Below are 25,152 nucleotides of genomic sequence, written 5' to 3'. Positions count from 1 at the left end.
TATGATTATATTATTGTTCATCTTTGAGTATATACTCTGCCTTTCGGGTAAGGTCGGCGATCTTATCGAAGTCTTTCGTCACCGAATAAACCGCCTTTTCAAGTTCGTCCTTCACCTTGGTCTTCTCTTCGGTCTCGCCGCCGTATGAAAGCCTCATGACCGCGGATGCGCCCTTCTCGAGAACGCTGTTTTCTTCGGCGGAATAGAGCACTTTCCATGCCTTCTTATCGTATTCCAGTATTGCGTGCTTATCCAGTGAACTCTTAATCTTCTTCATCGCATCCTCGAAATGCTTTCTGGTCACTCTGACGTTGGAAAGCACCTCAAGACGCTGCTCCTCGGTCTTGTCCGCCATGGTCGCGATGAACTCGCGCATTGCCTGAAGCTTTGCCTCCCTAACCACAAGCTCGATATCGGCGCCGACATAGCCTTCGGTCTTCTCGACAAGCTCGTCGATACTGATATCCTTTGCGAGCAGATTGTCCGAATCCTTGAGATAAACCTCGAAGATCTTCTTTCTTCCCGCGGCATCCGGCGGCGGCACATAGATGATCCTGTCCAGCCTTCCGGGGCGCATAAGGGCGTCATCCAGCATATCGGGCCTGTTGGTTGCGCCGAGCACGGTCACGTTCGTCAGTTCCTCAAGTCCGTCAAGCTCGGTCAGAATCTGACTCACAACGCTCTCGGTCACATGCGAGGAATCGTTGTATGCGCCGCGTTTCGGAAGAAGCGCATCGATTTCGTCGAAGAAGATTATCGACGGCGACGCCTGACGGGCTTTCTTGAAGATGTCGCGGACACCCTTCTCGGACTCGCCGACCCACTTCGAGAGCAGTTCCGGACCCTTCACCGAGATGAAGTTGCACTCGCTCTTGTTTGCCACCGCCTTCGCAAGCAGGGTCTTACCCGTACCCGGCGGTCCGAAGAGCAGGATGCCTGACGGCGGTTTGGTGCCGAGCTTGTTGAATATCTCGGGGTATTTGAGAGGCCATTCCACAGCCTCGGTAAGCTCCTTCTTGACGTTCTCGAGACCGCCGATATCCTCCCACGAGACGTCCGGAATCTCGACAAGGACCTCACGCATTGCCGAAGGCTCCACGTGTTTCAGCGCATACTCGAAGTCGGCTTTCGTGACCTTAATCCTCTCGACGACCTCGCTGTTAATCTCGTCGATATTCTTCAGGGTCTTGATCTCCTTCCTTAAGGCATGCATCGCCGCCTCTTTGACGAGAAGTGCGATATCGGCACCGACGAATCCGTGAGTTACGGCGGCAAACGGCTCGAGGAACTTCTTCTTCTTGATGATCTCTTCCTGTTTTCTGCCCTCGATCTCGCCCATCTCGGCGAACTTGCGGCTGAGTTCCAGACCTTCTTCGCCGTTGACCTCAATGCCCGAGAGATCGATGGGGACGCCGCGGGTGTGCACGAGGAAGATCTCCTGCCTGCCTTTCTTGTCCGGTATACCGATCTCAATCTCACGGTCGAACCTTCCGCCGCGTCTGAGTGCGGGATCGATATTATCCGGCAGGTTGGTTGCGCCGATGACGATAACCTGACCGCGTCCCTTAAGTCCGTCCATAAGGGTCAGCAACTGAGCCACTACCCTTCTCTCGACCTCGCCCTTAGTCTCCTCGCGTTTCGGAGCAATCGAGTCTATCTCATCGATGAATATGATTGTCGGCGCATTCTCGGCTGCCTCGTCGAAGACCTCCCTCAGTTTGCCCTCACTTTCGCCGTAGAACTTGCTGATAATCTCGGGTCCCGAGAGTGTGATGAAGTGCGCATCGACCTCGTTTGCGACCGCCTTCGCGATAAGCGTCTTACCGGTACCCGGCGGACCGTAGAGAAGAACGCCCTTTGGCGGCTGAATTCCCAGTTTCTCGAATATCTCCGGGTGCCTCAGCGGCAGTTCAATCATCTCACGGACCTGATCGACCTCGCGACCCAGACCGCCGATATCCTCGTAGTGAACGTCGGGTATCTCTTTCTTGCCGGATCCTTTCTCCGCCGCCTTATCGCTTATCTCGACCTTGGTATTCGGACCTACGACAGCTATCTCCCCCGGCGATATCTTCGCGATTATGAAGGTCAGGACATTGCCCATCACGGTCGAGACACGGAACGTCTGCCCCTGCGTGAACGCTCTGCCGTTGAGTATCCTCGCTATATCCTGCTCCGTGCCCTGAAGATTGACGGCGACGGGCTGTGCGGAGCTGATTACGAGTTTCTCGGCATACGGCGCCTCGACCTTGCGGATTGTGACCTTCTCGTCGATACCGGTCTGGGCATCGCTTCGTATATTACCGTCGATACGGATGACCCTGCGATCAAAGCCTGCGGAGTAGTCACGCTGGACTATTGCCGCGGCTTTTTTGCCTCCGGCAATTTCTATCACGTCTCCGCTCGTAAGACCGAGATCCTGCATGACTTCGGGACTCAGACGTGCTATTCCCCTTCCCGCATCCTCATGCATTGCCTCTTTAACGGTAACTTCGTATGAATATTTGTCGTTCATATTATCGAACCTCTATCCAGTAGATTAACCTAAAGATAGTGTTTATAAAATATAAATGTTTTGATGACTCGGGTTAACTCCGCGAGGTTGGAAAAAAGGAAAGTGCGATTGGTTTATGATTATCGGGACTTTTTTTGCGGACGTTCACGACCGTGACCGTGCCCTCCCTAATCCCGACACGGTTGATTCTCGGTATTATAGTGTCGCGATTATTCAGAGTGTCGGGATTATCGTTTGAGTATTGCTTACCCTTTGAGTATCTCTATTATCTTTTGAACATCGGCGATGTGATACTGTCCCGCCGATGCCTTAACCCCCGAATGGCAGTAGATGAGCGCCGAGCCCGCAATCATGAGCGCTATTCTCACTTTCGCAAACTCGCTGCCCATAATGCTCGTGATAATCGGTTTTTTCGCTTCGGCGGTAAACTTCACGAAATCCGCGGCATCCGACATGGACTGCGGAGCGACGACAATCTTGACGATATCGCCGTAACTTCGCAGACGCTTCTCGATATCAAAGAGTTCGTCGCGGTCGGGCATACGGTTCATGTGAACCGAAGCTATGATCTTCTTGCCGTAGGAATGAATCTCGTCCGCAAGCGGCGAAAACTGTTCTTCGACGTCGATATAGTCGCAGGCGGAGTTGAGCCAGGGCTTTATAGCAAGGTGCCAGTCGCCGATATTGCCGTCGAACTCCCCGCCCTCCTTCCGGCTCCGAATCGTGGCTATTGTCGGAATCCTTTCGTTTTGTATCGTATCGTCAAAATCGGCACCGACACTGCGGTATGCAGGTGCGTGGGATGCCGGGTCGGCGGATGCGGGCTCGGATGCCGATGACGACACCGGCGATGCCGCTGCGGAAACGTGACCATCCGCTCCGCTGCAGAGCTTCAGAAGCTGCAATGCGGTCGCATCATCCTTAATCAGGTCAATCCTCACTTCCCTGAAATCGGCACGGAGTCTGCCGGCAGTCTCCCATTCTTCCGGCGTCGACAATGAAAGAGCGGTCTTCATGGCTGTATTCTATCCTCATATTTTGCGCTTCCTTCAAAAATATCTTATCGCATCCGCGGATGAGGATACACATCGGCGGTTCCGACCGACAGGTTGCGACTGACAACTTTGAAATTTCAGCGCGACAAATTACTAGTGTATCATGGAGGTCAATTTCGGGGGATTTGTGCCGCTGAGCACGGTGGATTGGCGCGGAAGAGCGGTCTGCACCGTTTTCCTCCGCGGCTGTCCCGTAAGATGCCATTACTGTCACAACAGGGCACTTCAGACGGGAAAGGACATGCGCGATACCGACGAGGTCGTAAGTCTCATCAAAGATTCGCGCATAGCCATCTCCGGCGTCGTCTTCTCGGGGGGAGAAGCAACGGCGCAGAAAGACGCCCTTCTCGACATGGCAAAGAAAGCAAAGAAGATGGGGCTTAAAGTCGGCGTCCAGACAAACGGCGTCTATCCCGAGACGATAAAGGCGCTGATAGACGAAAACGCCGTTGACCTCATCCATCTCGACATAAAGACACGCTGGGAGCACTATCAGAAACTTCTCAAGGTCGGTCCCGATATGGTCGGCGATATCAGGAAGAGCCTTGCCATATGCCGCGATGCGTATACGTCCGGCAGGCTCCCCGAACTTCAGATAGTCTGCACCATGTTTCGCGGCCGCGAAGACGATCTCGGCTACATAGCCAAAGAGGCGGAAGGACTCCCCCTCGTGCTCCAGCAGGGCGTCTTCGGAAAGATACAGCCGCTCTCCTTCGACGAACTCAAAGCCGCCGCCGACAGGATAAACCGCTCCGTCTTAATCCGCACCCGCGAAGACGGCGAGGTCGTCTACGACAGAAACCGCATAACCATAGCCGATACCATGGTCGTCAACGACATCTCGCAGGCAAGGCGCAACTATTGAGGTCCGGGATATACAGACAAAATCAAGAAGAATAAAGAGAACATATTAAAAAGAACATATTAAAGAGAACAAAGCGAGATTGGATTATATGCAGGTAATTGGTGTTGTAGGCTTTCCGGCAAGCGGAAAGGGTGAATTTTCGCGGATTGCAAAAGAGATGAAGATCCCCGTCGTCAACATGGGCGACGTCGTCAGAAAAGCCGTGACCGACGCGGGTCTCGCATTGAACGACAAAAACATGGGCGAGATGTCACGCTGTCTGCGTCAGGGAATGGGCATGGATGCGCTCGCAAAACTCTCGGTTCCGCTAATCGAGGACGAACTCGAAAACTCAAAGACCGTACTCGTCGACGGCATCCGCGGCGACTCCGAGGTCCTGACATTTCAGCAGAACTTCAAAAACTTTAACCTTGTCGCCGTTCACTGCTCCTTCGATACACGTCTCGAGCGCTTAAAGGCACGCGGCCGCAGCGACGACAGCGCAAACTCGACCGCCGAAGGTCTCAAAGCCCGCGACGACAGAGAACGCGGCTGGGGACTCGAAGCCGCAATCGGAATGGCGGAATACGTGCTCTCCAACGAAGGCACCATGGAGGAGTTCGAAACGGCGGTAAAGAAACTCCTCGACGAGATAAGAAGGAAACAGGACTGAAAAAACAGGACTGAATGAACGGAATACCGACAGTTGAACAGAATTCGGAGATAATTCCTAAACAGGCACAATACCGAAAATATGAGCGTTGAATTTTATTTTGCATCCTCGGCAAAGATCTGGTCCTCGATTGACTGGGTATACGGGATAAAAGATGCCGGATACGGCGGATGGGAGATATCCGCGGAAGGAAACTACCGTCTCGACAACCCGCGGAATTTTGCGGCAATAAAGGAGGTCCTTGAGACAACGGGGCTGAAAGCCAGCGTCCACGCACCTTTCGCCGACCTCAACCTCGCCTCCATGAACTACCCGATATACCGCGAATCCATAAAACAACTCACGGAATGCGTCCGCCTTGCCTCCGAGATCACCGACAGGGTAACAATTCACCCGGGCTATCTGTCGCCCGCGGCAAAACTCGTCCCCGACAAGATCTGGAAACTCCACAAGGACGCACTCATCGAGATAGGCAAAACCGCCCGCGAATACGGCGTTACCGCATGCCTCGAGAATATGCCCAACCTTCCCGATTTCCTCTGCATGGACCCCGACGAGATAAGCGGCATGGTCAGCGGCGTCGAAGGCTTCGGGCTTACAATCGATATCGGACATGCGAACACGGTCGGCAAACTCGACGGTTTCCTCAAGCTCATCGGCTGTGCAAAGCATATCCACATCCACGACAATGTAGGCAAAAAAGACGAGCATTTCCCGATAGGCGGCGGCAACATCGACTGGGAGAAGGTATTCGGCGTCATTAAAAAGAACTATTCGGGTATCTGCGTCGTCGAGGGCAGAAACCTCGAAGAGGCAAAGAAAAGCTCGGATACGATAAGGAGATACATCCAATGAGCGGCGAAACCCTTCAGGTCTACTTCCTGGGCACCGCCGCCGCACTGCCGACCCCGAACAGGAATCCGACCTGCATAATGATAAGACGCGGCTCGGATACCCTCCTCTTCGACTGCGGCGAAGGCGCACAGCAGCAGATGATGCGGGCGAGAACCGGCTTTACCGTCGATGCCGTCTTCATCACGCACTGGCATGCCGACCACTACCTCGGACTCTGCGGACTTGTCCAGACAATGGCGTTCAACGGCAGAAAAGAGCCGCTCACAATCTACGGACCGAAATGGGTTCACGAGTTCGCCGCCGCACTCGAGGACATCTCGCATACCAAGATAGGATTTCGAATCTACTCAAGCGAGGTCCGTGACGGCACCGTAATTCCCTTCGACGGATACACCGTCCGTGCCTTCTCGGTAAGACACGGCATGCCCGCGCTCGGATACATCCTCTGCGAGGACGAAAGACCCGGTCGGTTCAACCGGCAGCGTGCGATTGAACTGGGAATAAAGCCCGGACCGCTCTTCGGCAGACTCCAGCAGGGAAAGACCGTTACGATAGAGCGCGACGGCGAAACCGTCGAGATAAAACCCTCCGACGTCATGGGCGAGCCGCGACCCGGAAGGAAAATCGTCTATTCGGGAGATACGCGCCCGCATCCCGACGGCTGGGAAAAATGGGGCGCCGATGCCGACCTGCTCATCCACGACGCCACCTACGACGACTCGGAAAAAGCGAGAGCACAAGAGGTATTTCACTCAACCGCAGGCGAGGCGGGGGAGATAGCCGCAAAGATAAACGCCCGTAAGCTTGCCCTCGTCCATGCCAGTTCCCGCTACACAAATATGACAACCCATATACGGGATGCAGGGCAAAATTATAAGGGCGAAATCATAGCCCCAAACGATCTCGACATGATTGAGATTCCGTTCAGGGACTGAAAAAAAAAATTAAAAAAGACTAAAAAAGGCAACAGAAGAGGCAGGTTGATTCCGATGCAGGCAGGTGATGTTGATGAAATTTCCGGCAATAGACGTTTATCAGTGCCGCATCTTCTCAACGGGTCTTGTCGCTCTTCTGATAAGCAGCATTGCCGCAATTCTGGCGGGTATCTATCTCGGCAGCGCTTCTGACATAATCGCATACCTTCCCGCACTATTAATCCTCGTGCCGCCGTCAATCAACATGCGCGGCAGTATATCGGGCGTACTCGCATCGCGCCTCGCCTCCTCGATGCATCTCGGCGGTTTCGAGATCGCTTTTTCAAAGAAGAGCATAATGGGGATGAATATCTGTGCATCCCTTGCAATCTCGATAATCATTGCGTTTGCGCTCGGCATTATCGTCTCCGCAATCTCGGCGGCATTCGGATTTTACGGAATATCTCCCGTCGATCTCGTGGTCATCTCGATAATCTCCGGGCTTATCTCAAGCCTCGTCGTCATGGGCTTTACCATACTCGTCATACTGATAAGCTACAGATATGAGATAGATCTGGACATGATAGGCTCACCGGCGGTAACCACGATTGCCGACCTCGTCACAATTCCGATTCTCATAATAACGGCACTCTTCGTCCTCGGTATCGATGAGAGTCTGCGAATGCTCATGATAATCCCCGTCGCCGTTCTGCTCATCGCCTCCTTTTATACGGCGTTTCGCACGGACGAGGACATACACGAGATATGCCGCGAGATGATACTCCTCCTCATTCCGCTCGCCGTCATATGCACGTTTGCGGGAATAATCTATGCAGAAGATCTCGATATGCTCGTGACCTTTACGGTATTCCTCATAATCCTGACGCCGTTTACCGGCTGCTGCGGCTCAATCGGCGGCATACTCTGCTCGCGTCTTGCCACAGGAATGCATATGGGTGAGATAACCCCGCATCTCCTGCCGTCAAGGGAGATTTCCGGTCATTTCATACTGAGTTATCTCTATGTCCTCATTCTCATGCCTTTTCTGGCGCTGCTTGCGGATTACTGTGCGGGAATCCTCTGCATGAACTCCCCGGGACCCGCCGTAATGCTCATGATCTGCATAATCACGGGTCTGATTGTCATCACATTCGTAAACCTCGTCGCCTATACGACGGCAAGCATCTCTTTCAGGAAAGGATACGACCCCGACAACTTCGGCATACCCGTGATAACGAGCTTCATAGACCTCATCGGCGCAACCATGCTCGTCACCGTCATATATCTGATGATATGACACCCGTGTCAAAACTTACCCCGACGAAACTTACCCCCGACAAAACATACCCTGCCGAAACTTACCCTGCCAATACTTACAAATATCTATCTTGCCCGCAAACAATTTACTGAATATTAATAATGACGGAATTAGAATATCAGCCGATAAGTTTCAAAGATGTCCTCATCGAGATGAAGGATATCGCCGAACTCATGGTCGACTTATCATATTCTGCAATTCTTTTTGAGAATAAGGATATTGCGCATGAAGTTTTGAACCTCGAAGAAAGCATGAATCAGCTTGTATATCAGGCGAGAATTCAGAGTATCCTCGGCGCACGCCGCGTTGACGAAGCCGAATCCATGAGCGGAATGCTTCAGGTCGCCGAAGCCGCGGAGAGGATTTCAAATTCGGCATCCGAGATAGCCACCATTATTCTCAAAAACGTTAAATTCCCTGCCAAACTCCGTCAGGAACTCCCCGAAGCCGAGGAGGTCACGGTCAGAGTCAAGGTGCAGGAGAACAGCCGGATCGACGGCAAGACTCTGGGCGACCAGAAACTTCAGAGCACCACGGGTATGCGTGTCATTGCGATAAGGCGCGGCATCTCGTGGATCTACGATCCAGACAGGGACACGAGAATCCTTGACGGCGATATTCTCATCGCGAAAGGTCTCGACGGCGGCGTTATCCCGTTCTATCAGGTCGCGGGCATTGACGTAAGCGATGCCGATGACGAGCCCGAGGATGCCGTCGTCTCGGACCTTGACAGGGCGGTCGCCCTCATGATTGAGATGAAGAATCAGAGCGAGCTTGCCGTCGGTCTGGCTTATACGGCCCTTCTCTTCGACAACCGCGAGGTTGCCGACGAAGTCCTTGCCCTGGACTCCAGAATGGATGACATGAGGTATAAACTCGATCTCTGGATCCTCGAAGCCGCAAAGAGAATCTCGAATGTCGAGTATCTGAGAGGTCTTCTCTATCTCTCGTCCTTTGCCGAGAACATCAGCAATGCGGCATCCTCGATTGTCGACGTCATCATAAGGGATATCGAGATTCCGCCGGTATTCAAGAGAATCGTCCGCGAGTCCGACGAGATCATCACAAGGGTCACGGTCGGCGGCGATTCGGGGCTTATCGGCAAGACCCTTAAGGAAGCTTCGCTCGGCACGGTCACGGGAATGGTCGTCCTTGCCATAAACAGCAACGGACGCTGGAAATACCGCCCGGGCAAGAATGACGTTATCCGTCAGGGCGACATCATCATCGCCAAGGGACGCCGCGACGGCGAGTGCAGACTGCACAGGCTTTCCGGAAGAAAGCAAAGGGATGAAGATTCCGAGTGCGAAAGGACGAACTGAAAGACGAACTGATGAACTAACTGAATGACAAACCGAAAGAAAGGACTGACAGAAAGGACCGAAAGGGCATTCTTACAGTCCACGGAGTTGTCGCACAGCATAATCACAAAATCACACGGATTACACAAAACCAATTGAATAAAAATTTAAAGAAATACGAATTTAAATTAGCATAATTAAATCGAGCAACCATAACCCGAATCAAAACGGGCATGATGCAGGCCCGAATCGGGCATATCCGGCATAATCGCGTCGGGGAGTCGGATTCCGGACGGCATGCTCATGCCCTCAAATTCATTACGCTATTACGAACGACGTGTTACATGGAGTAGAAATGACAGAAAATTTGGTATACCGCCTTGGACAGAACTGCGAACTCGAGGATATTGAAGTAGGAAAAACATACGAGGTAAAAGTCCAGGGATTTGCAAAATTCGGAACTTTCGTTTATCTTAACAACCGCATTAAAGGTCTTATTCACATAAGCAACGTAAAAACCGATCACAAAGAGGGAGACACACTCTACGTATATGTGAAAAATATCAGAGATAACGGCAACATCGACCTGGAAGAGGTCAGAGCGCCCTCCGATTTCGAAATCAAAACGGTCTCCCGCAAAGCAGTGCCCCTGCGCCTCTGCGACCTCAAGAACAAGGTCGGCAGAAACGTGATGCTCGATGTCGAGGTTGCCCAGATAAAGCAGACATCGGGTCCGACAATATTCACCCTCGTCGACGAGACGGGCTCGGAGAATGCCGCGGCATTCACGGAAGCCGGCAAACGCTCGTATCCCGAGGTTGAGCTCGGCGACATGGTCTCGGTCTCCGGCGAGGTCATGATGAGGAACGGACAGCTCCAGATTGAGGTCAGCCACATGGAGGTCCTGACCGAAGAAGAGAAGGAGATTGTCAGAAAGCGCATTGCGGAGGCTACCGAAGAGAGAGCAAAGCCCAAGGACATGCCCTTCCTCATCGAAAGCGAGGTCCTCGACAGGTTAAAGCCCGAGATGCAGAAGGTTGCCCAGATTATAAGAAAAGCAATCTTTACCAATCAGCCCATTGTCCTTCGTCACCATGCCGATGCTGACGGAATCGTGGCGGCAGTCTCAGTCGAAAAGGCAATTCTGGCACTCATCCGCGACGAAGGCGGGGACATGGATACCGAGAGTCACCTCTTCAAACGCGCTCCCTCAAAGGCGCCGTTCTACGAGATTGAGGACGTAACCCGCGATCTGGACTTCGCACTCCGCGACAACGTCAGATTCGGTCAGAAACTTCCGCTCATCCTGATGATGGATAACGGCTCTACCGAGGAGGACGAACCCTCCTATAAGGTCGCAAAGATCTACGACCTCCCGATTGTCGTCGTCGATCACCACCACCCCGACGAGTCGACCGACCAGTATCTTGTTGCGCACGTAAACCCGTATCACGTCGGCGGCGACTTCGGAGTTACCGCCGGAATGCTCGGAGCCGAGCTTGCCCGCATGATACACCCGGGAATCGAGAAGGAGATTATGCACTTCCCCGCCGTTGCCGCCGTGGGCGACCGCAGCGAAGCCCCCGAACGTGCAAAATACCTTGAACTCGTTGCCGACAAATACACCGAGGACGAATGCAAGGATATCGCTCTTGCACTCGATTACGAGCAGTTCTGGCTCAGGTTCAACGACGGCAAAGAGATTATCAAGGACATCTTAAACATCAACGGCAACGAGGACAGGCACAGAAGGCTCGTGAAACTCCTTGTCTCCGAAGCCAACGCCGCAATCGAGGACCAGCTCAAAGCCTCGATGCCGCATGTAAAGGACACCAAACTTCAGAACGGCGCTCATCTCTTCACAATCGATGTCGAGATATTTGCGCACCGCTTCACCTTCCCGCCGCCGGGCAAGACCTCGGGCGAGATACACGATATCCTCTGTAAGAGAAACGAAGGAAAGCCGGTCGTCACACTCGGTCTGGGTCCCGACTTTGCGGTCATCAGGTCCAGAGGCGTTCTCATGAACATCCCCAAGATGGTGCGTGAGATGCGTGACGATATCGAGGGCGGCGGTGTCAGCGGCGGCGGTCACCTCGTCGTAGGTTCCATAAAGTTCGTCGAAGGCATGAAAGACGTCGTTGTCGATGAACTCGTCAGAAAGATAGGCGAATTTCCGGTTGAATAAACCCGAAGTATCAGCTAGATATATATAGTAGTAAATCGTAAAAAGAGAGCAGGCATGGCGTGGTATGCGTCAAACCTGCTCGTATATCTGCAAGATTGGGAAAATCGGTCTGCAAATCCCTTACTTCTTTGGGAAATGAAGTCTAGGGGTCGGATCGGAACGGTTTTTCATCTGTTTTACAGGTTTTGCGACGGGTGCATACATGTCATCGTATGTCGCAAAACCGCCGTGAATCGTTTTCACGCCGCTTTTGTGTGAACATCGGATACGAATAAATCATAAGCATAAAAGAGGGATCATATGAGCTTAAATGGTTCAACGGAAACAGGAAGCGCTTCAACACAGGTCAAAATTCTTCACTACCTCAAGTCGGGTCTTGAAGCCGGAAAGCGCTACTTCAAGTCAAAGTATATAGCAAAGGATCTTGGTCTGTCTCCGAAGGAAGTAGGAACAAACCTTGCAATACTCGCAGATACCTGTTCGGAACTGGAGATTCTGCGCTGGAGCTACTCAAACAGCACCACATGGAAGGTCACACCCCGCGCCGCATAAGCCGGCAGCAGGCATTACACGCGTGATGCGACTTTTCAATAATCAATAATTTATCATTTAAACCATTCCAAATTACAATATTTCTCATTTTGAAATTCTTCTTTAGGATTCTTCTTTAGGATTCTTCTTTTGAAATTCAAAATTCAACTTTGAAAATACATATTTTTATCAGTTCAATGCCCGATATCCGATCTGCTTTGCGGACGTTTTCGTAAGTTAAATATAACAATCTGACCGATTTTACTGTATGTCTGTAAAGAAGATCGAATTTATATCCGATATTGAGTTCATTGCCAATGTCGACGAGGAAAAGGACTGCATCATGAATCAGAGCACGCATCAGGATTCGCCGTCGCAGACAAAAGAAAATCCGCACGCTCTGTGGTTCAATATCGATGTCCCCAAGGGTCATCAGTTCAGACAGGGCGAGAAGATAAAGATAACAATCGAGACCGTCGAATGACGCGGTTGATGTCAGAATATGCAAAATTAATATATTGACAGATTCATAAGATAACGTAAGTAATATACGGGCTGTTATTCAGACCGCGGTTTTATACGGAGTTTTAATGATAGATAACCAGAGAAATGTTCTGACGGCTCTGTTATGTCTCTGCGTGTTGTCGGCGGCGCTGTTCTCGGCGGGCTGCACGCAGTCTGGGACACAGAAAAAAGATGCGACGATTCCGGAGCTTAAGGCACTCAATGCTCTTGCGGAGGACAGACTGTTCTCCATCAACTGGAATGCGGAGCATCCGGGCAATATCCGCTCCCAGCTTATGGCGTCCGAGACCGATTTCAAGAATATCTTCGATATACTCTCGGCGAAATCCCCTGGATCGGAATACGAGAGTTATACAATCTATACAATGCGTACCATCGACTGCACCTATATCGATATGATAGCGGCGATGATGGATCTCACAAATGTCCTCGAACAGAACAATAACGCAGAGTATTACGCGGCGATGTACGATTCGACGAACTGGGAGATCTCGGTGAGAAATGCCGACGATGCGCTGGTCTCGGCAAGGAACAACCTTTATTCCGCGGAATACAGGCTTTCGGGAATAAACACGAACATGGTCCCTCTGGACATGCAGGGCGAGGTTACCGGGCTTAAGGTCAGAATCGATCAGATGAAGATTGTCATGAACAACCTTGCCGAAGAGTTCGCAACCGCACTCAAGTAAATATGCAAATATATTGAGTGTATATTAAGTGTATATTAAGTGTATATTGAGTGATGAACAAAATTGACTGATTGAACTGTCGGATATTTGAATTGAACAAATAATTGAAAACATCCTTTTTTCGGCATTTGAAAGCCTTCCCAAGTTCGGTTTGGTTCAGCCGGTTAAACTCGGATCAGCGTATTTCGGCTTATATCAGCATATATCGGCATATATCGGCAGATATCTGCTTATTTTCAGATTACCGCAGTGCGTAAGTGCGGCGATGCGTAATTGTGCAATGTGCTATGTGCTATGTGAAATGTGCAATGCGGATTGTGACAGTGCGGGTTGCCGTGCTTTGAGATTGCCGCAAACATGACATTAATATGCCATCAAAGATTGCCGGTGAATAATTCCGTGAAAATTGCTGAAAAATTTTAATATAAGATATTGAATATTTCTGAAAAAGTGTGGTTTTTGAAATATTATGCAATCGACCGGTTACTGGACAATGAGATCGTCAATCGGCTTTCCGTCCTCGGTCGTGCCGTCCTGACGCTTCGAGAGGCGCCTCATCAGTTCTTTCCTCTCGCCGGTCTTCTTAAGCTCGTTCCAGATGAGATAGAAATTGACGCCGATGACGAGGATTATCAGAATCAGCCCTATTCCGAGGAGAATTCCCTGTGTCGTAAAAAACAGGGTGAGGAGCAGCACTACAAACGAGAGCAGATAGAAGATAATCCATGTCTGTATTTCATCGGCGTTCATACTAACACTATTCTAATCTTTTGATTGGAACTATATCAAATTTATTCAACAGACAACAATATCGTGTTCAAAAAATTTCAGTGAAACGTACCAAAGGAAAGAATATTTCCAAAATTATTGATTTGTAACTTTGAACGCATAACGCCGTGAATCGACACGCCGTGCCGAAACAGGGGATAAACGACAATCGCGTTCAGCCAAAAAAAAGAATCTTTATTTGTAAGCATAACAGATAAATTCATGTGAAAAGAGCCGACTGGTTAACTTTTATTGCCGCAATCATAATCGTCATGGGCATAGCTTTAGTCGTGAATCTGCCGAAGATAACGGCACCCGGACCCGCCTCGAATACGTCGGGGAACGCCACGGCGTATGTCTACGACACGTGCACGGACGGCAGCTGCTGCCAGCCCAAACCGCATTACATATATGATTTCCAGCCGGTTACGGGCGTCAAGACGATTCGGCTCAACAACGATCTCAACACGATATACGCTCTCGGCGCCAAAGGATATCCGCGAATAAGTTTCCCGACGGGAATGAAGACATCAACGGGTGATGTGGAGCCGGTCGACGACAATACATACTATATACGAAGCACGGGATATGCCTCGTCCGATCTTTTCCAGGACACCATCTGGGGCAAGAACCTGACGACGCAGTTTGCGGTTCTGAAAGACTCCAAATCGGGATTCTCGGAGATCTTCGGCGTTCCCTACGATCTCTGGAGAATCAAGGCAACGATTGTCCCCAAGGGCAACCTCGCTTATGTCCGCATGAACTGGGTTCTTGTCGACTCGTCAACCGGCGACGTTATCACCGGCGGCGAAGTCCTGCCGGACAATCCGATGCTCAAGAAGGTCGAGCTTGCGAATCACAAGTACTATCTCATGATTGAGGCATCGAACGTCGAGTCCTACGAGTTCTCGCTCGAGACGCCGCATGTGATGTACGATCAGGTAAATATCCGCCCCGAGATTGCCGATCTGCTCACTTTCCTCAATACAATGAAGGATTGATCTGTAAGCAGGCAAAATATTATTCTGCCGCAGATCATACTGATAATTTGGGTCGCTATAATGTCAAAACTGGAAGATTTTTTGGGTCCGCTGAGTAAAGGAGTCTGGGAAGTTTCCGTGGACAAAACCGAGGTCACCGAGCCGCTCGGCGCCGATTGGGAGATGTCCGCGCTTAATGTGCCCACACCCGGGACGATATGCAGTTACAGGAAGGGGCAGTATCATGTCCACGAGACCAGGGATCAGTGGAAGGTGCATCTGGACAGATACGACCCGAAAAAACACCCGATTTTGCATCTGGTAGATGATGCTCCGCTGCTCCTCATGATCGGCGATACCTTTGTGACACTCTTCTCGACTCTGAATCCGAAGGACAATAAGGATATAGAGGAGAACCTGAAAGATCAGAAGCAGTCCTGGCATTTTCAGGTGATTGCCGGCATATTCATGATTCTGCTCGGCATTTTTATCTTCGACGACCCGATTGCGGCTTTCTCGGGGGCATTTAATATAGGACTTCCGTGGATTATGGTCGGTTTCGGTATTCTGGTAATCGCGGACGGCATCTGGAATCTCCTTAAGAGAAAACCCGAAAATGTGGAAACCGGCATTAATCAGGTGAAAAGGGGCGAGATTCCGTGGGGCATCGTTATCGTGGCAGTCGGTATCTTTGTCATGGATATCGATCTTATGACATGGGTGAGAATACTTACGATTATTCTGATGATCTGGATGTTTGCAAGCGCGATTTTCCTTCTGATTCGCGTCGGAAGAGGGCGCAAAGCCGTTCCGGAAGGATTCGTCAGCCGCCTTGTCATAGGCGTTATTTCGCTTGCGTTTGTGATATGCACGATTTATATCCCGTATTCGCTGGTCTATTTCATGATGCTGACAGTCTCGGCGATTGTCTTTGTTCTGGGGCTTGTCCTTCTTGTAAACGGTCTGAGACTCCGTCATTTCATGAAAGTGATTAAGTTAAAGGCGACCGAGTAAAAGGCAGACCGGGTTAAAGACCGACCGAGTTAAAGATTAAATACCTGCTGAGGTAAAGATCGACCCGTAATAAATACTTTTTTTCAGATCCGTCGATGCGGAATATACTGTAGACGACGCATTCTGCGGATACCGCTTTCAAACTTTTCTCAAAGCCGCATAATTTGATCTCTGTCACTTAGCCTGTCATGTGGCGGGTCCGGGGATATGTCATGAGATACATTTATCAGATCCGCGATCATAATATATCCACGCAAATTGCTTAAAATTTAAATTAGAGGTCAATTTTAGGTTTTTTTCATAATTCCTAAACAATTGCGTTTTGATGAGAAATACGAATAAACGATAGGGCACGCTGTGACCCTGATCCGAGAAATACGGATAAATACACATGATACAATCTGAAATCAAAAATTCGGGAGATGATTGAATGGAACTTCAATTAGGCGATGTACAGACAACGGCGCTGATTCCGCTTGCAATTAAGGCAAGCGAGACAAAGCGCAGCAATCCGAGAGTAAGGGACAACAAAGCCGTGGATATCATCAATGCAATCGGCATCGATACATCGCGGTATGACAAATTCCTCTCGCACGAGGGCGTAGTGGCACGCACCATAATGCTTGACAGGCAGTTGAAGGAGATAATTAAGAACGCTCCCGATACCGTTGTGGTGAATGTCGGCGCCGGCTTCGACGACAGATTCTCGCGTGTCGACAACGGCAGTATACTCTGGTTCGATCTTGACCTTCCCGACGCAATCACGGCAAGAAGAAAAGCGTTTGCCGAGAGGGAACGGGTGACCATGATAGCCGGCAACGCACTGGATGCACAATGGTGTCAGCCCGTAAAGGATGCGGTCTCGCAGAAACGGACGCGTCCGGTTTTCATTGCCGAAGGTCTCTTCATGTATCTGACCATGGAACAGATACGGACTTTTCTGACCGTTTTAAAGGATAATTTCCCCTACGGCGGTCTGCTGATTGCCGAGCAGAACAGCAAACTCATGGCAAAGAACGAGAAATACCACGATACCGTGAAGAACACGAAGGCACATTTCATGTCCGGCACCGACTCTGGGCAGGAGATAGCCGATCTTGTCCCGGGACTGCGTCTCATTGAAGAGCACAGCTTTAACGAAGAGATGCGGAAATACAGCATCCGCGGCAAGCTCTTCGCTCTTCTTCTACCGAATATGAACGATCGCTGGGCGACGTTTGAGTGGTAGCGGCAAGATTTATTATTTTACAGAGAATAGATTTACTTTAATCGCGTTTGAATGGGAATATTGAGGGGGTCGGCGCAAATCCCGCAGGGGACGGGAAAAATAGGGATATGCGCCTTGCATTGCGAAAGGGATTACAAAACCCCTACTGTTTTGAGTGCGGGATAATTTAACGAAGTTTCGAATTTTCGAAGTTTCAAATTTTCAAATTGACGAAATAATGAAATAACGAAGCGAAATCAGAGATCGAAGCGAAGCAAAGGTTTTGACAGTTTGGGACTTAAAGGAGGGAAACAGCATGATGATGGCACCGTATTCTTATGTTGCGGGTTTAAAGGGAAAGACAAAGGAAGAAGCACTGAATGAGATAAAAGAACTCCGAAAGGAGATTAAACGGTTGAGAGCGGCAATTGAGGAAGAAGTGCACTCCGCGGAGTGGAGACATTCCCCTTCACCGGATGTCAGAATAAGCGTTTATTATGATTACATCGATGCCGCCAAAGAATATTTCAAAGAGCAGGGATGGGAGTACGAGCCGTCGCGGGAAGAGATAAGGGATACGGAGTTCAATGAGAGGCTGGAACTTATCAAAAGTATTGATATCGCGATTAGCGCACCGACATCCCTGCGGGGAAGTGTTGCCCGCAGATTCATGTTTAACGGTGAAGAAGTGGAGGTCAGACCTTTCTTTAGTCTGAAGCCGCCCGTCATCGAGGATGTCAGTCTTAAGATCATCGAAGAAAGGACTAAATCGGAGATTATTGATGAATTGCGTGAGATTCATATGGGGAGATGGAAGCACAAAAACAGGATCATTCATGGCTTTGTTCTTGACGGGACTGAGTGGTCTGTCAAAATCAGATATTCCGACGGTAAAACAACGATGTTTAGCGGAATAAACAGTTATCCGTTTAACTTTGCCGGTTTCCTCGAATTGATGAAGATAGATTGGTAAGAGGTGTTTGACGAGGCAGAGTGAGTGCCGGCTAAATCATAACATATAATCATCCGATGCCGCCGCCGTTGCCGCGTCAGAAACAATCTTTTTTTAGTCGGTCCTCATATTGATATGAAGAGGGGAGAATTCATTATGAAGATACGGGAAGGCATGCTGATAACGCCCGCGGGTTACATCGCCGAGAACATTCGGGGAAAGACAAGGGAAGCGGCTCTGAAAAAGATAGAAGAGCTTAGGGGAAGGATCAAACAGCTAAGAGATGCGGTCGAGGGAGAAGAACGCTCCGATGAATGGAAATGGCGTCCGCACGCCTCCGTCAGGATAAGTGCATACTATGACTTTATCGAAGCCGCAAAAGAATATTTTAAGACGCAGGGATGGGAGTATGAGGATACCGAGGAAGATATACGGGAGAAAGAGTTCAACGACATGGTTGAACGGATAAGATATATTGATTTTGACCTTTTAAACCCCGGCATCCTGCTTGATGATGTGAGGCGGAGAATCGATTTCGGCGGCGAATACGTTGTGGTCGTGATTTATTATCCGTACTATCCCTCAGGCGGTATAGAATACGGTCGTGATACCCTCAAAAATATGACAAAATCCGAAATTTTGGAGGAGCTGCGCGATATCCGCATAGGCAGGTGGAAACCCGAATACTTTTGTTTCGACGAGTCTGAACGACTTACCGATTGGGCTCTCACAATCACGTTCACGGACGGCACCGAAAAGAAGATTATAGGGGATTCCTGTTTTCCGTATAACTTCCGCATTTTCACGGATCTGCTGGATATAACGCTTTTTGAATATTAGAGAATACCTTATAGAATACCCGCTGCCGCAAAAAGCAATCTTCTTTTTTTACGCCGCCAAATTATTATCGTGCAGAATACAGAGCAGAATACAGTGCAGGGTAATGTAGAGGATAATGTGCAGGATACCGTACAGGGGAATGTGCGGAAAAACAAGTGTCCCGTGGTTCTTGTGCACGGCTGGAAGAGCAGTCCGCATATCTGGAGCAGGCTGATTCCGCGGCTTGAGGAGTCGGGTATCGAATATTATCTCTTCGATTACTCGAAGAAGAACTACTCCGATTCTTTGCTCATCGCCGATGAACTGGGCGAATTTATCGCGGAGATACAATCGCGGGCGGGCTGTCCGGGTGCGGTCGACATAGTATCGCATTCTCTGGGTACTACGATTACAAGATATCTGCTTGAGGTCGAGGATAAAAAGCGGCGGTTTAAAGTCCGCAGATTTATCGGAATCGGACCCGTGAACCGTGCGAGCACGCTGGCTGAGCTGTTCAACGACGGCAGATACGCCCCCGAAATATTAAAGACGCTTGTCGGCGTTTTCGTGCCGAAGGAGTTCTCGGCGGCGGAGGATGTGCTGGTTCAGGGTGTCAGATTCGGCGGGAAGCTCGTCGCAGATCTGAGCGATGCGACAAAACGTGACGATATCGATTACCGGTTCATAGTCGCGGTCAACAGGACACGCAACCCCGATTTCTTCAGACTTTTCGAGGGCAAAACATGGGTTTTCCCCGACGGCAATCCAGCGAATGCGCCGGTTCTCACATACGACGGCGACGGCATCGTGGCCCTTTGCGAATCGGCATTGAAAGGTGCGGGTTATTCGCTTCTTCCGAAAGACGCGGATTATTTCAGTGAGAAGCCGGGGAGTTACTGCCATATCCTGCTTCCGACGAACCGAGAGGCGATTGACTGCGTTGTCGGGTATCTTACGGCGGACAATGCGGTCTCTGACAATTATTTCGAGTAAGGAAATATTGAGTGAGAAAATATTGAGTAAAAAAAGGGTTATTCTTTGAATGACCGCTCAACTTTTTTATGTTTGTTCTGCATATTCGTGAGAACTTTTTCGTAGAGTTCGGGAGCCGTTTCCCTTACGGCAATGACACCTTCGGCGGTAATGCCGCCCTTTGTGGCTACGCTCCCGATGAGGACGTCAAAGGGTGATCTTGCATCCGCAGTATTGCCGGATTGCAAGGTACTGCGCTGAGAGAGTTTATCGAGAAGAACGGCGGTGCCGAAGAGGGTCTCGCGGATGAGTTCTTCGGCATCGGAGAGCGGTATTCTGCCGTTGCTCTTCTCCGCGGCGGCTTTTGCGAACTCCTGAATAACCGCGGCGATTATCGCCGGCGAACTGCTCGTAAGGTCGGATAATGCGGAGATGTTCTCTTCCGCGGCCACATACGGCGTGCTGAATCCCTCAAAGAGCCGCATTACTGATTCTTTCACAGCATCGCCGATGCCGTCGGGAAATGAGATTACCATGACGCCGCGGTCGTATTCCGAGGTCACGGAGGGGATTATGCGGACGCAGTCGATTCCCGACCACGCTTTAAGGTCGGCAAGCTTTACATCCGAAACTGTCGAGATTATCAGCTTTTGCGGAGTCAGTGCAGGTTTTATCTCCGCAATCACGGCTTTTGCTTCCGCGGGTCTGACACAGACAAAGATTATGTCGGAGGCTTCAGCAACGCCGATATTGTCTTTGCACGGCGTTATTCCAAGCTCTCCGGCAAGTTTATTCAGCTTTTCCGGACTTCGGTTTGCGGCGCAGAGTTCCCGCGGTCCGACAACCGCAGTCTCAATCAACTTCTTTGCCAGCAGACTTCCGATATGCCCCGTTCCGATTATTCCGACAGTTTTCATGTTTGATCAGTTTTGTTGGGTGGAGATATAGAAATTACCTGTCATAATAGATCCTATACTTGAAGGGGATACTCAAAGGGTTCGATTCCGTCTTATAATCCGGTTTTAAGAGAGACAATATTTTGGCGAAATTTATTACGAAATTTATTACGACATTTATTACGACATTTATTACGACATTTATTGCGGACGCTTTATATGTATCTGATTTATATTTGTCTGATTTCCGCAGCAGCCGTCCCCACGGATTTGTGAGGAATCATTTTGCCGTTTTCAAACTTTAGCGTTGACATCGACCCTTCGGACACCTCAAAGAACATCAATAAATATCATTATACATATCAAGGAAAAATAATCACATATGAAACGCGAGACCCTGCGCAGAATAATTCTTACAATATCGGCGATCATTGTGCCGCTTCTCATAATATTCAGCGCTCCGGTTCTTGTTCGGACACCGGCGGCGGACGCGATAGCGGTCTGCACAATCTTTTTTGCGGTTCTATTCATATCATCAGTCTTCATAGGCAGACTCTGGTGCGGCTGGATCTGCCCCTGCGGCGGCATGCAGGACATAATCGGCATCGGTTTTAAGAAAAAACCGAAAAAGAGCCGTTTGGATGCCGCAAAATTCATAATCTTATTTTTATGGCTGGGGGCAATCGTGTATCTGTCCGTAAACGCTGGCGCAATCGCGGGCATAAATCCGTATTACAGTCCGGATTACGGCATCGGCGGACTCATCTCCGTGATGATTTATCCCGCGCTGATTGTGCTGATTGTAATTGCCGGACTCTCGGTCATTACCGCAATCTTCGGTTCACGCTCGTTCTGCCGGTATTTCTGCCCGATTGGTGCCTTATTGATACTCGGCAGAAATTTCGGCAGGATGAATGCTTTGACGCAGATTGATCTGATATATGATTCAAAGAAATGCAACGATTGCGGCGGATGTACGCAATCATGCCCCATGGGAATAAATGTCTCGAAGACGGCAAAGTCAAACGGCACATATTATGAAAACTGCATAATCTGCGGTGCCTGCTGCGATAAATGTGAATTTGGGGCGTTAAAACTCGGATTTCGGAAAGGCGGATAATCTCGGAATTAAAAATAAACAATAATACACATAATATTATACTGCCCGAATACAAATACCCCAATATGAAACGCGAAAACCTGCGGAGAATAATTCTTTCAACAACGGCAATCTTTATGCCGATTCTGATGTTTTTCATGTCGCCGATAATCATCGTTATGGCGGCAGGTGAAGGCACGATTGCGGCTTGCACACTCACATTCCTGATTCTTTTCATCCTCTCCCTCGTTATCGGCAGATTCTGGTGCGGCTGGATCTGTCCCTGCGGCGGTATGCAGGATATAATCGGCATGGGCTTTGAGAAGAAGACAAAGAAGAGTCCTCTAGATTACCTGAAATATATCTTCTTTATATTCTGGTTCGGAGCAATTGTGCTCTTTTTTGCAACCGCCGGCGGAATACACAGTATTAATGTCCTTTACAATCTTGATAACGGCATCGGCGGACTCTATCCTGCCATGCTTTATCTGTCGTGGGCTATGTTTGCGGCATTGTTCGTCCTTACCGCCATCTTAGGTTCACGAACGTTCTGCCGCTATCTCTGCCCGATGTGTGTATTCTTTATAATCGGCAGAAAGATAGGTAAAGTCTGCAAGATACCGCAACTTGGCCTTATCCCGAATGCGGGGAACTGTATCGGATGCAACAGATGCACACGCTCATGTCCCATGGGAATTGAGGTCTCTAAGATGGTCCGATCGGGAGACACCTATGACTCAAACTGCATAAACTGCGGCGCATGCAGTTATAACTGCAAGAAGGGTGCTCTGCGATACGGGTTCAAGGGTAAAATTTAAGCGATAAATAAGTGAAAATCTAAGCAGATATTTTCAGGAACGAAGATAATATGCACCCGGGCGCCTGCGACCTCCGAAAAACAGCGGAAGACTTCCTCTTTAAGGGAGAGCGTAACACAATTGCCGAATCCGAGGCAATGTCGAAGGAATACGCAGGTATGCCCATCTTCAGAACGCCGGTGCTCGTCGGCATCTCCGCGGCATCCGACCCGTTATACCCCCGACTTAGGGATAAAAGCGTCATCGGAAACTTTCACTGCCTGCCGTCCGACTGGGTCAGCGGAGCGGAGAGCGTAATCAGCATTTTTCTGCCGTTTTCAAACGAAGTCTGCACGGACAACTCAAAGGATATCTCAACCTTCTCTTACGGCTGGATGCATGCAAGAAACGAGGGACAGACGCTCTTAAACGCCGTCGGCGTCCGTGTAAAAGAGAGAATCGAGGCGCTTGGCGGCGTTGCCGTCATACCTTCGCTTGACAGCCGCTTCAGATACACGATGCCGGATACCCGACTCGGCGAGACCCATGTGAACTCGGTATGGTCCGAACGTCATATCGCATTCATAAGCGGGCTCGGGACATTCGGGCTTTCCACGTGCCTTATCACAAAGGAGGGGACCGCGGGTAGATTCATAAGCATAGTCACGGACTTAAAGCTCGAACCGACACCGCGGGAATACACGGATATCTACGAATACTGCATAAGGTGCGGACTCTGCCTGAAGAACTGCCCGGTAAATGCGATTTACGGCACGAAATCAGATACGGAGATGACGGGAATAAAGCCCTGCACGGGCAGTGCGGGTAATGCGGGTAATACGGCTGAAGTTGAATACGGCGTCAGCCTCAAAGATATTCAAAAATGCTCGGATTACGTGGATCTCTCCGAAGAGATGTATTACCCGCGATACGGCTGCGGAAAATGTCAGGTCAAAGTTCCCTGCATGAACAAGCGACCGCAACGCCGTTCGTAAAACCCGCTTCACGCGTCAATACGCATGATCCGTCCGAACCCGTCAATCCCTGCTCACGAAAAACGGGCAACGGCATCCTATGCACTGATTATTCATCGCCGAATGGGTGCAGACCGGCATTTTCTTCTTCATAGAAATGCCGAAGTACTCCCTTACGAGATCGATTGCCGCTAAAATCGAGAGATATGAATCCCTTTTGCAGCATCTCGGACCGCCTGTTTTTCCGATGTCGCCGAGTGCCTTTGCGGTCATAAGATTGGACAGTCCCCACGACTCTCCGGTAAGCGGGCTTGCCTTTGAGATTATCGAGATGAACATTCCGGCACTTATCGCGGCTCCGCAGGCACCCCAGAATCCGCAGACACCGCCCGGGACACCTCTGCCGCGGCTCTGCATCTCGGTCAACGCCTCTTTCAGGTCGATATCGCCGCCGGCGTTCTTATATGCGGTCAGAAGTGCGGATCCTACCATTATATGATGCTCGGGTCCGTGCATGTGACAAAACGGCTGTGCCATCAAGATGCGGATTATCTCTATCGGATCCGCGGAATCCGTGCTCATGCATATGCCGATTATCCGGTCAATACCCTTTGTATGACAGTCATTGCAGACGTAGTGACCGTTTATGCACCGCGTTTTGCCTAATTCCTTCTTATGGCAGAGTGCACACTCCATCTCTTCGTCTTTCTCGAAATATTCCAGAGGTGCTTTGCAGATGAGACACTCGCCGTTTGTGCATTCTTTATTCATGGATTCTTCACGGACTCTTCACGTATTCTTTACGGATTTTTCACGGATTATTCAAGGATTATTATAGGATTATTCAAACGTAATTTATTCGGATTCATTTACCGGATAATACTCCCAGACATTGCCGTTTTTGACGGCCTTTACGACACCGGCTTTTGCAAGCTTATCGAGAACGCCTTTTATCGCCGATCGCGACGGATTGAGCCTGTGTTTATTGAGCTCGACAAGCGAACTAGTTACCGTGACGGGTGCTCCGAATGTCCTTATATGACGGAGGATTACATCCTGTACCTCGGGAGGAAACTCGGGATGCCGATCTGCGGGGATATCGGAGGCTTTCTTGAAGGCGTTCATTGTAATTAGTTTAAGGTTGCGGGATGATATTGGTTTTGTCGGGGTATTTTGAGATTATCGATTTACGTTATCTGTTAATCGGCATGTCATCATATTACGACAAAAAATCATATAATTAAATGAGGAACAATCTTTTTTTCA

Annotated in this window: 25 protein-coding genes; 19 read left to right on the top strand and 6 right to left on the bottom strand. The window is 49.8% G+C overall.

The window, feature by feature from the left end; genetic code table 11:
• Positions 1-10 precede the first annotated feature (10 nt).
• Together T502_RS07485 and T502_RS08665 are read right to left on the bottom strand one after the other, a co-directional pair.
• Positions 11-2,515 carry a CDC48 family AAA ATPase gene (locus T502_RS07485; RefSeq protein WP_042706590.1) on the bottom strand — a complete coding sequence of 835 codons (2,505 nt, stop codon included), beginning with the start codon at positions 2,513-2,515 and terminating at the stop codon, positions 11-13.
• A gap of 245 nt (positions 2,516-2,760) precedes the next feature.
• Positions 2,761-3,531 (bottom strand): type I 3-dehydroquinate dehydratase, encoded by a 771-nt coding sequence (locus T502_RS08665; RefSeq protein ID WP_052359248.1) that lies wholly within the window; start codon positions 3,529-3,531, stop codon positions 2,761-2,763.
• Positions 3,532-3,673: 142 nt separating this feature from the next.
• Between T502_RS08665 and T502_RS07475 the strand changes: the two genes are divergently transcribed.
• From T502_RS07475 to T502_RS07430, 10 genes are all read left to right on the top strand, one after another.
• Positions 3,674-4,435: an anaerobic ribonucleoside-triphosphate reductase activating protein gene (locus tag T502_RS07475; protein ID WP_042706589.1), complete on the top strand. Its 762-nt coding sequence runs from the start codon at positions 3,674-3,676 to the stop codon at positions 4,433-4,435.
• Between the two features lie 88 nt (positions 4,436-4,523).
• On the top strand, positions 4,524-5,087 hold the full coding sequence (locus T502_RS07470; protein WP_042706685.1) for an AAA family ATPase: 564 nt from the start codon (positions 4,524-4,526) through the stop codon (positions 5,085-5,087).
• 81 nt (positions 5,088-5,168) lie between these two features.
• Complete coding sequence (locus T502_RS07465) at positions 5,169-5,942, top strand: sugar phosphate isomerase/epimerase family protein (protein ID WP_042706588.1); 774 nt, start codon at positions 5,169-5,171, stop codon at positions 5,940-5,942.
• Entirely contained in the window at positions 5,939-6,877 is a 939-nt protein-coding gene (rnz, locus tag T502_RS07460) for a ribonuclease Z (protein WP_042706587.1), read from the top strand. Before T502_RS07465 ends, rnz begins: the two co-directional genes overlap by 4 nt.
• A gap of 73 nt (positions 6,878-6,950) precedes the next feature.
• Positions 6,951-8,153, top strand: coding sequence for a magnesium transporter (locus T502_RS07455; RefSeq protein WP_042706586.1), 1,203 nt, complete (start codon positions 6,951-6,953; stop codon positions 8,151-8,153).
• A gap of 122 nt (positions 8,154-8,275) precedes the next feature.
• Complete coding sequence (locus T502_RS07450; RefSeq protein WP_042706585.1) at positions 8,276-9,496, top strand: potassium channel family protein; 1,221 nt, start codon at positions 8,276-8,278, stop codon at positions 9,494-9,496.
• 334 nt (positions 9,497-9,830) lie between these two features.
• The gene (locus T502_RS07445; protein WP_042706583.1) at positions 9,831-11,663 is read left to right on the top strand and encodes a DHH family phosphoesterase; all 1,833 of its coding nucleotides are present in this window, start codon (positions 9,831-9,833) and stop codon (positions 11,661-11,663) included.
• 300 nt (positions 11,664-11,963) lie between these two features.
• Complete coding sequence (locus T502_RS07440) at positions 11,964-12,215, top strand: DUF7123 family protein (protein WP_042706582.1); 252 nt, start codon at positions 11,964-11,966, stop codon at positions 12,213-12,215.
• Between the two features lie 247 nt (positions 12,216-12,462).
• Positions 12,463-12,678 carry a hypothetical protein gene (locus T502_RS07435; protein ID WP_042706580.1) on the top strand — a complete coding sequence of 72 codons (216 nt, stop codon included), beginning with the start codon at positions 12,463-12,465 and terminating at the stop codon, positions 12,676-12,678.
• Positions 12,679-12,784: 106 nt separating this feature from the next.
• Entirely contained in the window at positions 12,785-13,408 is a 624-nt protein-coding gene (locus T502_RS07430) for a hypothetical protein (protein ID WP_042706579.1), read from the top strand.
• 483 nt (positions 13,409-13,891) lie between these two features.
• Here T502_RS07430 and T502_RS07425 read toward each other — a convergent pair whose 3' ends face one another.
• Positions 13,892-14,158, bottom strand: coding sequence for a hypothetical protein (locus tag T502_RS07425; protein WP_042706578.1), 267 nt, complete (start codon positions 14,156-14,158; stop codon positions 13,892-13,894).
• Between the two features lie 242 nt (positions 14,159-14,400).
• Between T502_RS07425 and T502_RS07420 the strand changes: the two genes are divergently transcribed.
• The 6 genes from T502_RS07420 to T502_RS07395 all read left to right on the top strand — a co-directional run bounded on the left by T502_RS07420 (position 14,401) and on the right by T502_RS07395 (position 20,141).
• Positions 14,401-15,177 (top strand): hypothetical protein, encoded by a 777-nt coding sequence (locus tag T502_RS07420; protein ID WP_042706577.1) that lies wholly within the window; start codon positions 14,401-14,403, stop codon positions 15,175-15,177.
• A gap of 60 nt (positions 15,178-15,237) precedes the next feature.
• Positions 15,238-16,170 (top strand): hypothetical protein, encoded by a 933-nt coding sequence (locus T502_RS07415; protein ID WP_042706576.1) that lies wholly within the window; start codon positions 15,238-15,240, stop codon positions 16,168-16,170.
• Between the two features lie 430 nt (positions 16,171-16,600).
• Positions 16,601-17,398 (top strand): class I SAM-dependent methyltransferase, encoded by a 798-nt coding sequence (locus tag T502_RS07410; RefSeq protein ID WP_042706575.1) that lies wholly within the window; start codon positions 16,601-16,603, stop codon positions 17,396-17,398.
• Between the two features lie 262 nt (positions 17,399-17,660).
• Positions 17,661-18,350, top strand: coding sequence for a hypothetical protein (locus tag T502_RS08805; RefSeq protein WP_157197496.1), 690 nt, complete (start codon positions 17,661-17,663; stop codon positions 18,348-18,350).
• A gap of 135 nt (positions 18,351-18,485) precedes the next feature.
• Positions 18,486-19,169 carry a hypothetical protein gene (locus T502_RS07400; RefSeq protein WP_157197495.1) on the top strand — a complete coding sequence of 228 codons (684 nt, stop codon included), beginning with the start codon at positions 18,486-18,488 and terminating at the stop codon, positions 19,167-19,169.
• Between the two features lie 93 nt (positions 19,170-19,262).
• Positions 19,263-20,141 (top strand): esterase/lipase family protein, encoded by an 879-nt coding sequence (locus T502_RS07395; RefSeq protein ID WP_169736989.1) that lies wholly within the window; start codon positions 19,263-19,265, stop codon positions 20,139-20,141.
• Between the two features lie 38 nt (positions 20,142-20,179).
• Here T502_RS07395 and T502_RS07390 read toward each other — a convergent pair whose 3' ends face one another.
• Positions 20,180-21,037: a pyrroline-5-carboxylate reductase family protein gene (locus T502_RS07390; protein ID WP_042706573.1), complete on the bottom strand. Its 858-nt coding sequence runs from the start codon at positions 21,035-21,037 to the stop codon at positions 20,180-20,182.
• A 361-nt stretch (positions 21,038-21,398) separates the two neighbouring features.
• Between T502_RS07390 and T502_RS07385 the strand changes: the two genes are divergently transcribed.
• The 3 genes from T502_RS07385 (at position 21,399) to T502_RS07375 (ending at position 23,907) form a co-directional block, all read left to right on the top strand.
• Positions 21,399-22,136: a 4Fe-4S binding protein gene (locus T502_RS07385; protein WP_042706572.1), complete on the top strand. Its 738-nt coding sequence runs from the start codon at positions 21,399-21,401 to the stop codon at positions 22,134-22,136.
• A gap of 65 nt (positions 22,137-22,201) precedes the next feature.
• Positions 22,202-22,933: a 4Fe-4S binding protein gene (locus tag T502_RS07380; protein ID WP_042706571.1), complete on the top strand. Its 732-nt coding sequence runs from the start codon at positions 22,202-22,204 to the stop codon at positions 22,931-22,933.
• A gap of 50 nt (positions 22,934-22,983) precedes the next feature.
• Positions 22,984-23,907: a 4Fe-4S binding protein gene (locus T502_RS07375; RefSeq protein WP_042706570.1), complete on the top strand. Its 924-nt coding sequence runs from the start codon at positions 22,984-22,986 to the stop codon at positions 23,905-23,907.
• Positions 23,908-23,949: 42 nt separating this feature from the next.
• Here the strand turns inward: T502_RS07375 and T502_RS07370 are convergent, their stop codons facing one another.
• Both T502_RS07370 and T502_RS07365 read right to left on the bottom strand, forming a co-directional pair.
• Positions 23,950-24,657: a DUF5714 domain-containing protein gene (locus T502_RS07370; protein WP_042706569.1), complete on the bottom strand. Its 708-nt coding sequence runs from the start codon at positions 24,655-24,657 to the stop codon at positions 23,950-23,952.
• An 84-nt stretch (positions 24,658-24,741) separates the two neighbouring features.
• Complete coding sequence (locus tag T502_RS07365) at positions 24,742-25,011, bottom strand: hypothetical protein (protein ID WP_042706568.1); 270 nt, start codon at positions 25,009-25,011, stop codon at positions 24,742-24,744.
• Positions 25,012-25,152 lie beyond the last annotated feature (141 nt).

The organism is Methanomicrobium mobile BP, from assembly GCF_000711215.1.
Taxonomy (GTDB): domain Archaea; phylum Halobacteriota; class Methanomicrobia; order Methanomicrobiales; family Methanomicrobiaceae; genus Methanomicrobium; species Methanomicrobium mobile.
The sequence above is the reverse complement of the archived record's forward strand: the minus strand, read 5'-3'. Positions and strand labels throughout refer to the sequence as shown.

Bases quoted from the DNA above. Each gene is read 5' to 3' on its own strand.
- T502_RS07485 (WP_042706590.1), bottom strand. From the start codon at position 2,515: ATGAACGACAAATATTCATACGAAGTTACCGTTAAAGAGGCAATGCAT.
- T502_RS08665 (WP_052359248.1), bottom strand. From the start codon at position 3,531: ATGAAGACCGCTCTTTCATTGTCGACGCCGGAAGAATGGGAGACTGCC.
- T502_RS07475 (WP_042706589.1), top strand. From the start codon at position 3,674: ATGGAGGTCAATTTCGGGGGATTTGTGCCGCTGAGCACGGTGGATTGG.
- T502_RS07470 (WP_042706685.1), top strand. From the start codon at position 4,524: ATGCAGGTAATTGGTGTTGTAGGCTTTCCGGCAAGCGGAAAGGGTGAA.
- T502_RS07465 (WP_042706588.1), top strand. From the start codon at position 5,169: ATGAGCGTTGAATTTTATTTTGCATCCTCGGCAAAGATCTGGTCCTCG.
- rnz (WP_042706587.1), top strand. From the start codon at position 5,939: ATGAGCGGCGAAACCCTTCAGGTCTACTTCCTGGGCACCGCCGCCGCA.
- T502_RS07455 (WP_042706586.1), top strand. From the start codon at position 6,951: ATGAAATTTCCGGCAATAGACGTTTATCAGTGCCGCATCTTCTCAACG.
- T502_RS07450 (WP_042706585.1), top strand. From the start codon at position 8,276: ATGACGGAATTAGAATATCAGCCGATAAGTTTCAAAGATGTCCTCATC.
- T502_RS07445 (WP_042706583.1), top strand. From the start codon at position 9,831: ATGACAGAAAATTTGGTATACCGCCTTGGACAGAACTGCGAACTCGAG.
- T502_RS07440 (WP_042706582.1), top strand. From the start codon at position 11,964: ATGAGCTTAAATGGTTCAACGGAAACAGGAAGCGCTTCAACACAGGTC.
- T502_RS07435 (WP_042706580.1), top strand. From the start codon at position 12,463: ATGTCTGTAAAGAAGATCGAATTTATATCCGATATTGAGTTCATTGCC.
- T502_RS07430 (WP_042706579.1), top strand. From the start codon at position 12,785: ATGATAGATAACCAGAGAAATGTTCTGACGGCTCTGTTATGTCTCTGC.
- T502_RS07425 (WP_042706578.1), bottom strand. From the start codon at position 14,158: ATGAACGCCGATGAAATACAGACATGGATTATCTTCTATCTGCTCTCG.
- T502_RS07415 (WP_042706576.1), top strand. From the start codon at position 15,238: ATGTCAAAACTGGAAGATTTTTTGGGTCCGCTGAGTAAAGGAGTCTGG.
- T502_RS07410 (WP_042706575.1), top strand. From the start codon at position 16,601: ATGGAACTTCAATTAGGCGATGTACAGACAACGGCGCTGATTCCGCTT.
- T502_RS07400 (WP_157197495.1), top strand. From the start codon at position 18,486: ATGAAGATACGGGAAGGCATGCTGATAACGCCCGCGGGTTACATCGCC.
- T502_RS07390 (WP_042706573.1), bottom strand. From the start codon at position 21,037: ATGAAAACTGTCGGAATAATCGGAACGGGGCATATCGGAAGTCTGCTG.
- T502_RS07385 (WP_042706572.1), top strand. From the start codon at position 21,399: ATGAAACGCGAGACCCTGCGCAGAATAATTCTTACAATATCGGCGATC.
- T502_RS07380 (WP_042706571.1), top strand. From the start codon at position 22,202: ATGAAACGCGAAAACCTGCGGAGAATAATTCTTTCAACAACGGCAATC.
- T502_RS07375 (WP_042706570.1), top strand. From the start codon at position 22,984: ATGCACCCGGGCGCCTGCGACCTCCGAAAAACAGCGGAAGACTTCCTC.
- T502_RS07370 (WP_042706569.1), bottom strand. From the start codon at position 24,657: ATGAATAAAGAATGCACAAACGGCGAGTGTCTCATCTGCAAAGCACCT.
- T502_RS07365 (WP_042706568.1), bottom strand. From the start codon at position 25,011: ATGAACGCCTTCAAGAAAGCCTCCGATATCCCCGCAGATCGGCATCCC.